Annotated in this window: 12 protein-coding genes and 1 pseudogene; 2 read left to right on the top strand and 11 right to left on the bottom strand. The window is 71.8% G+C overall.

Features of this window, described 5'->3' with window-relative positions:
- Nucleotides 1-126: 126 nt before the first annotated feature.
- Together AC068D_RS10380 and AC068D_RS10375 are read right to left on the bottom strand one after the other, a co-directional pair.
- Nucleotides 127-1,599 (bottom strand): MDR family MFS transporter, encoded by a 1,473-nt coding sequence (locus tag AC068D_RS10380; RefSeq protein WP_478822527.1) that lies wholly within the window; start codon nucleotides 1,597-1,599, stop codon nucleotides 127-129.
- Nucleotides 1,600-1,604: 5 nt separating this feature from the next.
- Complete coding sequence (locus AC068D_RS10375) at nucleotides 1,605-2,177, bottom strand: NADPH-dependent FMN reductase (RefSeq protein ID WP_478822526.1); 573 nt, start codon at nucleotides 2,175-2,177, stop codon at nucleotides 1,605-1,607.
- A 112-nt stretch (nucleotides 2,178-2,289) separates the two neighbouring features.
- On the opposite strand from AC068D_RS10375, the gene AC068D_RS10370 reads away from it, so the two are divergent.
- The gene (locus AC068D_RS10370; RefSeq protein ID WP_478822525.1) at nucleotides 2,290-3,081 is read left to right on the top strand and encodes a TetR/AcrR family transcriptional regulator; all 792 of its coding nucleotides are present in this window, start codon (nucleotides 2,290-2,292) and stop codon (nucleotides 3,079-3,081) included.
- Between the two features lie 117 nt (nucleotides 3,082-3,198).
- On the opposite strand, the gene AC068D_RS10365 is transcribed toward AC068D_RS10370, so the two are convergent.
- Entirely contained in the window at nucleotides 3,199-4,431 is a 1,233-nt protein-coding gene (locus AC068D_RS10365) for a cytochrome P450 (RefSeq protein WP_478822524.1), read from the bottom strand.
- 109 nt (nucleotides 4,432-4,540) lie between these two features.
- Between AC068D_RS10365 and AC068D_RS10360 the strand changes: the two are divergent.
- Nucleotides 4,541-4,747, top strand: a pseudogene (locus tag AC068D_RS10360) (universal stress protein); the annotation flags it as partial.
- Between the two features lie 30 nt (nucleotides 4,748-4,777).
- On the opposite strand, the gene AC068D_RS10355 reads toward AC068D_RS10360, so the two are convergent.
- From AC068D_RS10355 to AC068D_RS10320, 8 genes are all read right to left on the bottom strand, one after another.
- Nucleotides 4,778-5,437 (bottom strand): response regulator, encoded by a 660-nt coding sequence (locus AC068D_RS10355; protein ID WP_478822523.1) that lies wholly within the window; start codon nucleotides 5,435-5,437, stop codon nucleotides 4,778-4,780.
- Nucleotides 5,434-6,792 carry a sensor histidine kinase gene (locus AC068D_RS10350; RefSeq protein ID WP_478822628.1) on the bottom strand — a complete coding sequence of 453 codons (1,359 nt, stop codon included), beginning with the start codon at nucleotides 6,790-6,792 and terminating at the stop codon, nucleotides 5,434-5,436. Before AC068D_RS10350 ends, AC068D_RS10355 begins: the two co-directional genes overlap by 4 nt.
- A gap of 84 nt (nucleotides 6,793-6,876) precedes the next feature.
- Nucleotides 6,877-7,713 carry an SDR family oxidoreductase gene (locus AC068D_RS10345; protein WP_478822522.1) on the bottom strand — a complete coding sequence of 279 codons (837 nt, stop codon included), beginning with the start codon at nucleotides 7,711-7,713 and terminating at the stop codon, nucleotides 6,877-6,879.
- Between the two features lie 66 nt (nucleotides 7,714-7,779).
- Nucleotides 7,780-8,679 carry an alpha/beta hydrolase gene (locus AC068D_RS10340; protein WP_478822521.1) on the bottom strand — a complete coding sequence of 300 codons (900 nt, stop codon included), beginning with the start codon at nucleotides 8,677-8,679 and terminating at the stop codon, nucleotides 7,780-7,782.
- A gap of 77 nt (nucleotides 8,680-8,756) precedes the next feature.
- Nucleotides 8,757-10,004, bottom strand: coding sequence for a kynureninase (kynU, locus tag AC068D_RS10335; RefSeq protein ID WP_478822520.1), 1,248 nt, complete (start codon nucleotides 10,002-10,004; stop codon nucleotides 8,757-8,759).
- Nucleotides 9,997-10,842, bottom strand: a complete 846-nt coding sequence (locus tag AC068D_RS10330; protein ID WP_478822519.1) for a tryptophan 2,3-dioxygenase — start codon at nucleotides 10,840-10,842, stop codon at nucleotides 9,997-9,999. Before AC068D_RS10330 ends, kynU begins: the two co-directional genes overlap by 8 nt.
- A 151-nt stretch (nucleotides 10,843-10,993) precedes the next feature.
- Entirely contained in the window at nucleotides 10,994-11,407 is a 414-nt protein-coding gene (locus tag AC068D_RS10325) for a DUF3151 domain-containing protein (RefSeq protein ID WP_478822518.1), read from the bottom strand.
- A 168-nt stretch (nucleotides 11,408-11,575) separates the two neighbouring features.
- On the bottom strand, nucleotides 11,576-13,048 hold the full coding sequence (locus AC068D_RS10320) for an MFS transporter (protein WP_478822517.1): 1,473 nt from the start codon (nucleotides 13,046-13,048) through the stop codon (nucleotides 11,576-11,578).
- Nucleotides 13,049-13,088 lie beyond the last annotated feature (40 nt).

The following is a 13,088-nucleotide window of genomic DNA, read 5'->3' as shown; positions in this document are numbered from 1 at the left end:
GGCCGAGGGCCGGGGGCCGGGGGCCCGTCCCCTCGGACCCGGCCCCCGGCCCCCGCCCGCCCCGCCCCGCCCGGCACACGGCCGGGGCGGCCGGGGCGGGCGGGGCGGGCGGGCACAAATCCGCCGTCAGATGCCCGGTACCCCCTCCGTGGCGGAGCGGGGCGCCGCGTCGCGCTCCGGTCGCGGTGCGGGCGGTCCGGAGGATCCGCTGCGCAGTGGGGTCTCGCGGACCCACCAGGAGCACACGAAGACCACGGCCGAGAGCACGGCCGCGCCGGCCACCACGGCGTGCAGTCCGTCCGTGACGCCGTCCGCGGTGATCACTGCGGACGGCGCCGACCCGGCGGTTCCCGCCCGGCTCGCGAACACCGCGCCGAGCAGCGCCACTCCGAGCGAGCCGCCGATGGTGCGCAGGAGGGTGACCGTACCGCCGGCCGCTCCCATGTCGCGTGGCTCGGCGCTGCCCATGGTGATGATCATGGTGCTCTGCATCACGAACCCCAGACCCGCTCCGACGACGACGGTCAGCGCGGACGCGAGGGCCCTGTCCGTGTCCGTGCCGAGCAGCAGGAGGAGCAGCGCGCCTGCGGTCGTCACTGCGCCGCCCACGATCGGGTAGACGCGGTAGCGGCCGGTGCGGCCGATCAGCCGGCCGGTGACGAGCTGCACGGCGAGCATGCCGAACATCAGCGGCAGCACCAGCAGCCCGCTCTCCGTCGACGAGGCGCCGCGCGCCGACTGCAGGTAGAGCGGCAGATAGGTGGTGAGCGCGACCATCACCGCACCGGTCAGAAAGCTGAGCACCTGCGCGAGGGTGAAGTTGCGGTCGTGGAAGAGACGGGGCGGGATGACGGGCTCCACCGCCCGCCGCTCCACCCGTACGAACCACGCCAGGCTCCCCACGGCCACCGCGCCGAGCCCCAGGATCTGCGGCGACAGCCAGCCGTACGAGGTGCCCGCCCAGGTGCCGAGCAGTGTCAGCGCCAGGATCCCCGTACTGAGCAGCAGCGCACCCGCGACGTCGATCCGCGCCCTGATGCGCTCGCCGCACAGCGGTACGGCCACGGCCACGATGACCAGCGCAAGGGCACCGAGCGGCACATTGACGTAGAACGTCCAGCGCCAGCTCAGACGATCGGTGAGCAGCCCGCCGATCAGGGGGCCGCCGACAAAGGCAACCGGCATGATCACGCCGATCATCGACTGGACCCGGCCGCTCTCGCGCGGTGGGACGAGTACGCCGATGATCGCCAGGGCGCCGACCATCAGCCCGCCCGCCCCGAGGCCCTGCACCCCACGGAACACGATCAACTGCGGCATGGACCCGGCCAGCCCGGAGAGCACGGACCCGACCAGGAAAAGCACGATCGCGCACATGAACGCGCCCTTGCGGCCGTACAGATCACCGAGCTTGCCCCAGATCGGAGTGGCGACGGCGGCCGTGAGGAGATACGCGGTCACCACCCAGGACAGCCCGTCGAGCCCGCCGAGATCACGCACGATCACCGGCAGCGCCGTGCCCACGATCAGGCCGTCCAGCATGGCCAGGAACATGCCGAGGAGCAGACCCAGGATGCCGAGTGGCTTGAGCGCGGCCACGTTCGTCAGGCCCCGTACGGGCGGACCGCCCTCGCCTCGCGGAGAGCGTGCGCCCACCAGGCGAGCTGGTCGAGCATCCCCTTGGCCGCGGCGTCGCTCGCCGGGTTCACCGCCTTCCCCGCCTCGTCGAAGCACTGCCAGGCGCCGTGGAAGCTGACGGAGTCACGGATGGTCACCGCGTGCAGCTCGGCCATGACGCCTCGAAGGTGCTCGACGGCGCGCAGACCGCCGGAGACGCCTCCGTACGAGACGAAGGCGACCGGCTTCGCGTGCCACTCCTGGTTGTGCCGGTCGATGGCGGCCTTCAGCGGGGCCGGGTAGCTGTGGTTGTACTCCGGCGTGACCATCACAAACGCGTCGGCCTCGGCCAGCCTGGGCGAGAGGGCGGCGAGTTCCTCCTCGACACCGGGCGCGGGGGCCCCGCCGAGAGCGGGCAGCGTGGCCAGATCTATGTGGTCGACGACCATGTCCTCGCGCTCCGCAAGGTGGCCGAGCAGCCAGTCGGCGACGACCGGGGCGAAGCGCCCCTCGCGGGTGCTGGCAACGATGACCGCGATCCGAAGGCGGTTCTCGGGCATGGGTGGTCCTCCTCGTAACAGGGTTCGGCACAAGATCGACGTATACACCGTATCGACTTGCGTACAACGTACACAAGGAGTGTACGTCGTCCACTCCTGATACGTTGTACACATGGCTCGGGCCGACCGAAATCAAGACAGGGACGATCAGGACAAGCACGATCGGGACGCGGACGACGGCAGGGACAGGGACCGGAAGAAGTCCTTGTGGGAGCGGCTCGAGCACCCGGCGCCCGCTCCGCGCGCATCGCTCACGCCCGCCCGGATCGCTGTCACAGCTGTCCGGATCGCCGACGCCGAGGGCCTCGGCGCCGTGACGATGCGCAGGCTGGCCACGGAACTGGGCGTCGCGCCGATGGCGGCGTACCGCTATGTGTCCGGGAAGGACGACGTCCTCGAGCTGATGGTCGACCAGGTCCATGCCGGCCTGACGACGCCGCAGAGTACGGGTGACTGGCGCGGGGCGATGCGCAGCCTCGCCATCGGCACCCGCGAGCTGGTGCTCGCCCACCCCTGGCTCGCCGACCTCACCTCCCAGCAGGCGATCGTGAGTCTGACCCCGAACCGGTTCGCCGTGCTGGAGCAGGCACTGGCGTCGCTCGACGGGCTCGGCCTGGACGAGGACGCGATGATGGCCGTCTTCAGCACGGTCAACTCCTACGCGCAGGGCGAGGCATACGCCGAGGTCGCGGTGCGGAGGATGATGGCGGGACAGGGCTGGTCCAGCACGGAGGACGTGCGCCACGCGCTGGCCCCGCAGATGACGTATCTCATGGGCACGGGGCGCTATCCGACGTACGCGCGCTATTTGCGGCAGGCAGCCCACAAGGACGACCCGAAGTGGCGGTTCGAGACGGGCCTCGCATGCGTACTGGACGGGATCGCGGCCCGCATGGGGATCTAGTGCTGTGACCCGGGGGTGCCCTGTCGATCGCGCAGGGCCCGGCGGCCCTGCGCATCAGCGGGGTCGGCGCGATCCCGCCCCGACCCACGGAGCACCGTGGCCCCCACCCGCCACGGACTACAGCTCGACGAGCAGCTCCCGTACCCCCCGGATCACGAAGCCCGGCTTCCACTCGGGCTCCGCGGCGAGCCGCATCGCCGGCGCCTCCCGCAGCAGTTCCCCGAAGGACGCGGCCAGTTCGACACGGGCGAGTGGTGCACCCAGGCAGTAGTGGATGCCGGCGCCGAAGCTGATGTGGGGGTTGTCCGGGCGGGAGAGGTCCAGGGTGTCGGGGCGGTCGAAGCGGGCCGGGTCCCGGTTGGCGGAGCCGAAGAGCAGCGCGAGCTCGGAGCCGCGGGGGACGACCGTGCCGTCGATGTCGATGTCGTCGAGCACCCAGCGCTCGAAGAGCTGGAGCGGGGTGTCGTAGCGCATCAGTTCCTCCACAGCTGTGGACAGCAGGGAGTGGTCGGCGCGCAGGGCCGCCAGCTGTTCCGGGTGGCGAAGGAGCGTCCACCAGCCGTTCGCTGTGGTGTTGACGGTCGCCTCGTGGCCGGCGTTCAGCAGCAGAACACAGGTGGACACCATCTCCTGCTCGCTGAGCCGGTCGCCCTCGTCGTGCGCCGCGATCAGCGCCGAGATCAGATCCTCGGCGGGGGCCTTGCGCCGCTCGGCGATCAAGTCCCGCAGATACGCCGAGAACTCGAGCGAGGCACGAACGGCACGCGCAGCCGTCTCCTCGGACGGATTCAGCTCGTACATCCCGCAGATGTCCGCCGACCAGGGCCGCAGCGGGCCCCGGTCCGCCTCGGGAATTCCCAGCATCTCCGCGATGACGGCGACCGGCAGCGGCTCGGCGACCTCCGCGAGCAGATCACCGCCGCCCTGCTTCACCAGCTTCCTCACCAGCTCCGCCGCCAGCCGTCGCACCGTCGGCTCCAGCGCCTGCACGGTCCGCGGCGTGAACGCCTTGGTCACCAGCCGCCTGATCCGGGTGTGGTCGGGGGCCTCGAGGTCCAGCAGCCCGTGGTCGTTGAGTGTGTGGAACGGCTCGTGCGCGGCCGGCGGGGGCGTGCGCCCGAACTCCTCATGGGTGAAGCGGTGCAGATACGTCCGGCCCAGACGCCGGTCACGCAGCAGAGCCGACACATCCGCGTAGTGCGGCACGAGCCACTGCCGGGTCGGCTCGAACCAGTGCACCCTTCCCCGTGCGCGGAGCTCCGCGTAGGCGGGGTAGGGGTCGGCGGCGAACGCGGGTGACCAGGGCTCGAAAGGGAGGGCGGGGGCCGAGGGGGCGGATGCTGCGTCCATGCAGGGACGCTACCGGCCGGTGGGGCCGCGCGGCAGTGGGGCGGCGGGCCTGGTTCGATGGGAGGACGCGTCCCGCTGCGACACGGGCGCGGCCGAGCCGCACCCGGAGGAACGGATCCTGAACACTGCTGCCGCGGAGGCCGACCTGCTCGTCGTCGCCCGTGACGGCGACCGCGGCCGTCCGGGGCCCCACAGCCTGGGCCCGGCAGCCCGGTTCGTCGTCGATCACGCACCCTGCGAGGTCCTGCTGGTGTGGCCGCAGCACCCGCCCGGCCCGCCGACCATGCCGCCGCCGGCGCCGCTGCCGCCTCACTGACCGGGTGACCGCCGCTGCCGGGCACCGCTGTCAGGACGGCGTGACCAGCCTCGCCTCGTAGGCGAACACCGCCGCCTGCGTCCGGTCCCGCAGGCCCAGCTTCACCAGGATCCGGCTGACATGGGTCTTGATCGTGGACTCGGCGACGACGAGATGCGAGGCGATCTCCGCGTTCGACAGGCCCTGCGCGATCAGCACCAGAACCTCCGTCTCCCGCTCCGTGAGGTCGCCGATCTGGGCCAGCGCAGGGGTCCGGGGTGCCGTGGAGATATGGGAGAACTCGGTGATCAGCCGGCGTGTGACCGTGGGCGCGAGCAGCGCCTCGCCCGCCGCCACGACCCGCACACCGTCCGCGAGCTGCCGCGCCGAGGCGTCCTTCAGCAGAAAGCCGGAGGCTCCCGCACGCAACGCCTGGTACACGTACTCATCGAGATCGAAGGTCGTCAGGACCAGCACCTTCGCGTCCGCGTCCGCCGCGACGATCTCCCGGGTCGCCTCGATGCCGTTGAGCTCCGGCATCCGGATGTCCATCAGCACGACGTCCGGGCGCAGGGCGTTGACCTGCGCGACCGCCTCCCGGCCGTTGACCGCCTCACCGATCACCTCGATGTCGGGCATCGCGTTCAGCAGCACGGAGAAGCCCTCACGGACCATCGCCTGGTCGTCGACGATCAGCACGCGGATGGTCATACGGTCTCGTCCTTCACGACAGGGAGGAACACGGCAACCTCGTAGCCGCCGTCCTGAGTCTGATCCGCGGTCATCTCACCGCTCAGCATCGCCACCCTCTCCCGCATACCGGTGATGCCGTGGCCCGCGCCCGGCGAAGGCTTGACCAGCCCCTGTGCCGGGCCGTTGACGATCCGCAGACCGAGGCCGCCGAGCACGTACGACACCTCGACCTTCGCGGGCGCACCGGGTGCGTGCCGCAGCGCGTTGCTCAGCGCTTCCTGGATGATCCGGTACGCCGACAACTCCACGCCCTGCGGCAGTTCGCGCACCGCGCCCGTGATCGCCAGGTCCACGTCGAGGCCCGCGTCGCGCACATTGCCCAGCAGCCTGTCCAGGTCCGCGAGCGTCGGCTGCGGCGCGTCCGGGGCCTCGTAGTCCTCGGCCCGTACGACGCCGAGGACCCGGCGCAGCTCGGTGAGCGCCGCCACCGCGTTCTCGCGGATGGTGGCGAAGGCCTGCTCCAGCTCCGGCGGCGGGTTCTCCACCCGGTAGGGCGCCGCCTCCGCCTGGATGGCGACGACCGACATGTGGTGCGCCACCACGTCGTGCAGCTCACGGGCGATGGTGGTGCGCTCCTCCAGCAGGGTGCGCCGATCGCGCTCGACGGCGGTGACGCTCTGCTGCACGGCGACCTCCTGCTGCGCCTGCCGGCGGACGTGCAGCACGGTCACGACGAGCAGGGACATGGCGGAGAGGGTCAGCATCGCCGGGGTGTCCGTGCTGTAGTAGTCGCTCCTGCGCAGCACGGTGTCGGCGAACGTCCCGTACACGCCGGTCAGCACCCACATCCAGGCGGCGGCGCGGGGCCGGGTCCGGGCGGCGACGACGGTGAGCACCACCAGGTGGGCGATGAAGGAAGGCACCGCCCAGGGCCAGTCCTCCCACCCCGAGACGAGCGCGGAGACGAACGGGGTGGAGGCGAGCGACAGCCAGAACGCGGCGACAGGCCTGACCAGCGTCATCACGACCGCGGCCGCGGGTACGAGGGTCGCGAGCGCGAAGACATCGCTGCGGCCGGTGCCCACACCCGTGGCCACGGTGTAGCCGGCGCTGAGGGTGATGAACGCGGCGAAGCCCACCAGCGCGTGCCTGCTCCACACGGCACGGGCCCGTATTCGCCGCCCCGGAAGCCGACGTATCACCGGGCCGTCCGGTGCCGCCGGCGGCAGGGGCCGGTAGGCGAGGGCGTCCTGGAAGAGATCCCTGCGCAGCCCCTTGAGCGCGCCCTGGACCAGGCGGAACTCGGGGCTGCGGCTCTTGGCGTCGGCGAGCGTCGTGCGCTGCGTGGTCTCCGTGTCGGTCACACCAGTCAAGGTAAGGGGGCGGACGGACGCGGTCGTCACCTTGGATGCGGATCCTTCCGCGTCCGTCTCAGGTACTACGCGTGTCCTTCCTGGTCAGGCCCGGAATGCGGCCGCATGCTCGGCCGCCCACCCGGCGAAGTCACGGGCAGGGCGGCCGGTGATCCTTTCGACGGTGTCGACGACCGTACGGCCGACCTCCGGGGTGTTTCCGTACGCCTCGAGCAGGAAGCCGATCACCTCGTCCGGATGGCCCGCCGCCCGCCACTGCTCGACGGCCTGCTCCTCGGTCAGTTCGACGAGCTCGACCGGGCCGCCGCGGGCCGCGGCGACCGCGGCCACCTTGTCGGCGACCGTGAGCAGCTCGGGTCCGGTGATCACGTACTGCCGGCCGCCGTGCCCCTCCTCGGTGAGCGCGACCGCAGCGACCGCGCCGATGTCGCCCTCGTGGACCATGGCACTGAGCCGGCCGATGAACGGCTCACGGACCTCGCCCCCGGTCACGATGCCGGGCGCCCACTCCAGGGCGTTGCTCATGAACTCGACCGGCATGAGCACGGTCCAGTCCAGTCCGTCATCGGCGCGTACGGCGTCCTCCAGCAGGGAAGGGCCGCCGCCGTGCAGCACGGTGACGCGGCGGACACCCGCCGCGCGGGCGAGCGCAAGGATCTCCGGGCCGGTCTCCAGGGGAGTGAAGTACGGCCCTCCGAAGGTGATCAGATGCAGACCGGTGACACCGTCGAGCGCCGGGGCCAGGGTCGCGGGGTCCATGAGGTCCCCCCGGACGACCTCGACGCCCTCCGGGAAGGAGGCCTTCGCGGGGTCACGGGTGAGGGCCAGGACGGTGTGGCCGCGACCGAGCAGTTCGGCGACGACCTGGCGGCCGACGGTTCCGGTGGCGCCGGTGACAAGGACCTTCTGCGTGTTCGTCATGGGAACAAACGTAGAAAGCCTTGCGGTCAGCTTCGGTCCGCATTCAGTCCGTGCCTCGCCTCCGGTTCACCAGGCGAGCTGGGCGATCTCCTCGGCCACCACCGCGCAGGCGTCCGCGGCCGGATCGATCAGCGGGAAGTGCCCGACGCCCTCGAGCAGCGTGAAACCGACCGTCTCGCCCGCCTTTGCCGCCGCGTCGACGTACGAGTCGGCGACTGCCTGGGGCACCACGATGTCACTGCGGCCCTGGACGACGGTCGTCGCGATTCCCGTGGGCAGCAGCATCGCGGGATCGGCGCATCCCAGCCGCTCCCCGAACTGCGCCGCGCCCAGGAGCTGTTCCACCGCGCCGCCGCACACGAACAGCTCGGCCGCACGGCCGAGATCCGCCACGGGGGCGAGCGCGACGACGCCACGGAGCGTCGGAGGGGCAGGCAGCCGCCATCCGGACGGGGCGTCCGCGGGAAGCACATGCCGGGCGGCGGCCCACAGCGCGAGGTGGCCGCCCGCCGAGTGGCCGGTGACGACCGTACGGCCCGGGTCCGCCTGCGGCAGCACCGCGGCGGCAAGTCCGGGCAGCGCGTCCAGCGCCGTCGCGACATCGTCGAACGTCTCCGGCCAGCGTCCGGCCACCGGGCCGCCCGCCCCCTCGTCCTCACGCTGCTGGGGCAGCGACGGGCCCCTGCGGTACTCCACACTGGCAACGGCGAAACCGCGCCGCGCCAGGAAGTCCGCGAAGGGACTCACGTGCTGCCGGTCGTACGGCGCCCGCCACGCCCCGCCGTGCAGCACCACCACCAGCGGCGCCCGGTCCCTGTCATCGCGCGGAGCGTAGAAGTCGATGATCTGGTCGGGGTGCTCGCCGTAGGCGGCAGTGGCGTCCGGAGCGACTGCCGGATGCGACATCGCCGAGGCTTCCTCGGCGGCGTCGCGAGCTTCGTCGTCGTGCGCGGCGGGGTCCGGCATGCTGCGCCAACCTTTCGGTGAGGGGGCCGAATTAGCCTGGCCAGCGGGGACGGTACCAGGCCCCCGGCCCCCTGCGATCAGCCGAGCGTCGAGGCGGGCACCTCGGCAAGCACGTCCGCGAGAACCCTCGCCGCGCGCTCGGTGTCCGCGAAGCCGACGTACAGCGGAGTGAACCCGAATCGCAGCACGTCAGGGCGGCGAAGATCGCCGACGACACCGCGTGCGATCAGTGCCTCCATGACCGCGGGCGCCTCGGCGCACGACAGCGCGACCTGGCTGCCGCGTTCATCGTGCGCACGCGGTGTCAGCGAGCCGACCCTCCCCTGGGGCCCTCCCCATCCGGGGACGTACGCCGCGACGCACTCCAGGAAGAAGTCGGTGAGGGCGAGCGACTTCGCCCGGACCGCCTCCACGGAAACCCCGTCCCAGACGTCGAGCGCCGCCTCCAGCGCAAGCATCGAGAGGATGTCGGGTGTACCGACCCGGCCCCGTGCCGCGCCGTCCGCCGCCATGAAGCCGGGGGCCATGGCGAACGGGTCGGCGTGCGAGTTCCAGCCGGGCAGCGGGGAGTCGAAGCGGCCCTGGTGGCGCTCGGCGACATACAGATACGCGGGCGAACCGGGGCCGCCGTTGAGGTACTTGTAAGTGCAGCCGACCGCGAGGTCCACACCGTGCACGTCGAGCCCGACCGGCAGCGCGCCGGCACTGTGGCACAGGTCCCAGACCGCGATCGCACCCGCCTCGTGCACGGCCGCCGTGAGCGCCGGAAGATCGTGCAGCCGGCCCGTACGGAAATCGACGTGGTTGATGAGCACCGCGACGGTACGGGGCCCGAGGGCCCCGGGCAGCTCCGCCGGGGTGACGGGCACCAGCCGGCATCCGGTCATCCGGGCGGCGGACTCGGCGATGTACCCGTCCGTGGGGAACGTCGTCGCGTCGACGACGATCTCGTCCCGGCCCTCGCCCCTGTCGCCGGCCAGGCGGACGGCCGCCACCAGCGCCTTGAAGACGTTCACGCTGGTGGAGTCGCCGACGACGATCTGCCCGGGGGCCGCGCCGACGAGCGGGGCGATCCGGTTGCCGATCCGCTCCGGCGCGGTCCACCAGCCGCTCTCGTCCCAGGAGCGGATACGGAGCTCGCCCCATTCGCGGGTGATGACATCGGCCATGCGGCCGGGGACATGGCGGGGCAGGGCGCCCAGCGAATTCCCGTCGAGATAGACCGTGCCGTCCTCGATCGCGAACAGCTCGCGCCGCTTGGCCAGTTCGTCCGCGGCGTCCAGCGCCGCCGCCTTCTCTATGAGGCCCGTGGAGAGGTCAGACATGGCTGCGCGCCGTCCACAGCTCGGGGAACACGTTCTTCGTCGCCCGCTTCTCCAGCCAGGCGACACCCGCGGAGCCGCCGGTGCCGGCTTTGGCACCCATGGCCCGGCGAGTGGCGACGAGATGGTCGTTGCGCCAGCGCCAGACCAGCTCACCGACGTCGGTCAGTGCCTCTCCGAGACGTACGAGCTCGGCGTCCTGGTCGTCGTCCGCGTACACGGACGCCCACACCTGCTCGATCTCGGGCGACGGCTCGTAGCGCTGCGACAGATCGCGGTCGAGTACCGCCTGCGGGACCGGCAGACCGCGGCGCGCGAGCAGCCGCAGGACCTCGTCGTACAGGCTCGGCTGCTGGAGCGCCTTCTCCAGTTCGGCATGGACACGCGGGGCGCCACGGTGCGGGACGAGCATCGACGCCGACTTCTCGCCGAGCAGGAACTCCATCCGCCGGTACATCGCCGACTGGAAGCCGGAGCCCTCGCCGAGGGCGCTGCGGTAGGAATTGAACTGGACGGGGGTGAGCTGCGCGAGCGGGCGCCAGGAGGCGTTCAGCGCCTCCAGCTCCCGCAGGGACCGCTTGAGGGCGTCCATCGCCACGGGCAGGTCGTCACGGCGCAGCGCGTCGGACGCGGTCTCCCACTCGTGGACGATGACGGTGAACCAGAGCTCCATCACCTGGGTCGTGACCAGGAAGACCATCTCTCCGGGATCGTCGGAGCGAGGGTGCTGGAGGTGGGTGAGGACGTCCGCCTGGACGTAGTCCTCGTACGGGGTCGTGCCCGCGAAGTCGAGGTTCGGGGTGACCGAACCGGCTCCGGAGGCATCGGGATACTGCGACATCGCTGTCTCCTGACACAAGTGTCCGGGTAGCGGTCCGCCCCTTTCCGTTGGTGGTATCGGAGCTCCGGTCCCCTGCGGGCATCATAAAGGCCACTCGCACGGAAGGGCGGGGCCGGTCGGACCCTGCCCTTCCGCATCGGTCCGGAGGCTGTCAGCCGAGGGTTTCGGCGGCAGTCCCGGAGGAATCGCGCAGGAACGTGGTGCAGCGCTCGTACTCTTCCTGCTCGCCGATGGCCTGCGCGGCGCGGGCGAGGGCGTGCAGGGCACGCAGGAAGCCGCGGTTCGGCTCGTGCTCCCAGGGCACCGGGCCGTGGCCCTTCCAGCCGCTGCGGCGCAGCGCGTCGAGACCGCGGTGGTAGCCGGTGCGGGCGTACGCGTACGACTCGACGACGCTGCCCGCCTCGAACGCCTCGTCGGCCAGCTGGGCCCAGGCCAGCGAGGAGGTCGGGTACTTCGCGGCGACATCGGCCGGGGCGGTGCCGTTCGCGAGCAGCTCCCGGGGCTCCGGGTCGTCGGGCAGATGGGTGGGGGGCGGGCCCCCCAGCAGGTTTTCGTGGATGGACATGGCTTCAGTGTCACAGAAGCCCGATGGCGCGGCCGCACCCGGCGGTCCGCCCGCCGCGCAGGCCCCGGCCGGCGAACGACCGGTGCGGCGGTCCCTGCCGGGACCGGTGCGGCGGTCCCTGCCGGGACCGGTGCGGCGGTCCCTGCCGACACGGCCGCTGCGACGGCCTCAGCCGACGGTCCCGTCCGGCTTGTCGGCGCTGCCCCGCCGCGGCTCGACGATGCGTTCCAGGGTGGGTGCCCCGACCCCGCACTGCACCTTGCACTCGGGGTGGCATGCCGTCGCCGCCGGCCGCCGCACCATCGCCCAGGCGATCACCGCTCCCAGCACCAGCACGCCCGCACACATCGGCATCGCGCGCCGGAACGTCGCGTCGAACTCCTCCGGCATGCGGTACGCCTCCTGTCCCATCCCGGCCAGCAACGGCAGCGCGGCCACCGCGAGCAGGCCGGCCGCACGGGCGGCCGCGTTGTTCACGCCGCTGGCCAGGCCCGCGCGCGCGGTGTCGACGGAGGCCAGCACGGTCGCCGTCAGTGGGGCGACGAGGGTCACCATGCCCAGGCCCAGCACCAGCAGGGCGGGCAGGACGTCGGCGACGTAGGAGGCATCCTCGCCGACCCGCAGCATCAGCAGCATTCCTGCCGCGCACAGCAGCGGGCCGACGGTGAGAGGGATCCGGGGCCCGATCCGCTCCCCGAGCTCGCCGGAGCGGGCGGAGAGCAGAAGCATCAGCAGCGTGGTGGGGAGGAGGGCGGTACCGGCCGCGAGGGCCGAATAGCCGGAGACGACCTGGAGCTGCAGAGCGGCGAGGAAGAAGAACCCGCTGAACGCGGCATACACACAGACAGTGACCAGATTGACCGCGGTGAACTGCCGTGAGGCGAAGATCGACGGCGGCAGCATGGGCGCCGGGCGCCGCCGTTCGACGATCACGAACACCACCCCCACCACCACACCTGCCAGCCCGGCCCACCAGGAGACGTCGATGAGTCCGTACGTCACCAGCGCGAGGCTCAGGGCGCCCAGCACCGCGCCCAGGACATCGAACCGGCCGTGGGCGGCCTGGTCCCGGGATTCGGGAACGTGTCGCAGCGCGACCGGTACACACACAGCGGCCAGCGGCACATTGAGCAGGAAGACCCAACGCCATCCGGGCCCGTCCACCAGCCAGCCCCCGACGAACGGTCCCACCGCGGCGCCGACCCCGCCGAACCCCGACCACAGCCCCACGGCCCTGGCCCGGTCGTCCGGATGGAAACTGGCCTGGATCAGCGCGAGCGACCCGGGGGTCAGCAGCGCCCCTCCGACGCCCTGCAGCGCCCGGGCGATGATCAGCACGGTGGCGTCCGGCGCGAGCCCGCAGGCGAGTGACGCCAGGGCGAACCACACGACACCGATGACGAACACGCGCCGCCGCCCGTAGCGGTCCCCGAGGGCCCCACCGAGCAGGATCAGCCCGGCGAGCGTGAGCATGTACGCGTTGACGGTCCACTGCAGGGCAGCCAGATCGGCATCGAGATCGTCGCCGATGTGCGGCAGCGCCACGTTCACCACGGTGGAGTCGAGCATCGCCATGCTGGATCCCAGGACGGTCGTCAGCACCACCCACCGACCAGTCGCCGACGCCAGCCTGATGTCCATACGCCGATCATCCTCGGTCCCCCCGCCCAGGGCCATTGTT

This window comes from Streptomyces sp. NPDC043861 (assembly GCF_056435905.1).
This window is presented reverse-complemented; position numbering and strand designations above follow the sequence as displayed.

What these genes read in the sequence shown, in the direction of transcription:
- AC068D_RS10375 (WP_478822526.1), bottom strand. Translation starts at nt 2,177, where the DNA reads ATGCCCGAGAACCGCCTTCGGATCGCGGTCATCGTTGCCAGCACCCGC.
- AC068D_RS10370 (WP_478822525.1), top strand. Translation starts at nt 2,290, where the DNA reads ATGGCTCGGGCCGACCGAAATCAAGACAGGGACGATCAGGACAAGCAC.
- AC068D_RS10365 (WP_478822524.1), bottom strand. Translation starts at nt 4,431, where the DNA reads ATGGACGCAGCATCCGCCCCCTCGGCCCCCGCCCTCCCTTTCGAGCCC.
- AC068D_RS10355 (WP_478822523.1), bottom strand. Translation starts at nt 5,437, where the DNA reads ATGACCATCCGCGTGCTGATCGTCGACGACCAGGCGATGGTCCGTGAG.
- AC068D_RS10345 (WP_478822522.1), bottom strand. Translation starts at nt 7,713, where the DNA reads ATGACGAACACGCAGAAGGTCCTTGTCACCGGCGCCACCGGAACCGTC.
- AC068D_RS10340 (WP_478822521.1), bottom strand. Translation starts at nt 8,679, where the DNA reads ATGCCGGACCCCGCCGCGCACGACGACGAAGCTCGCGACGCCGCCGAG.
- kynU (WP_478822520.1), bottom strand. Translation starts at nt 10,004, where the DNA reads ATGTCTGACCTCTCCACGGGCCTCATAGAGAAGGCGGCGGCGCTGGAC.
- AC068D_RS10330 (WP_478822519.1), bottom strand. Translation starts at nt 10,842, where the DNA reads ATGTCGCAGTATCCCGATGCCTCCGGAGCCGGTTCGGTCACCCCGAAC.
- AC068D_RS10325 (WP_478822518.1), bottom strand. Translation starts at nt 11,407, where the DNA reads ATGTCCATCCACGAAAACCTGCTGGGGGGCCCGCCCCCCACCCATCTG.
- AC068D_RS10320 (WP_478822517.1), bottom strand. Translation starts at nt 13,048, where the DNA reads ATGGACATCAGGCTGGCGTCGGCGACTGGTCGGTGGGTGGTGCTGACG.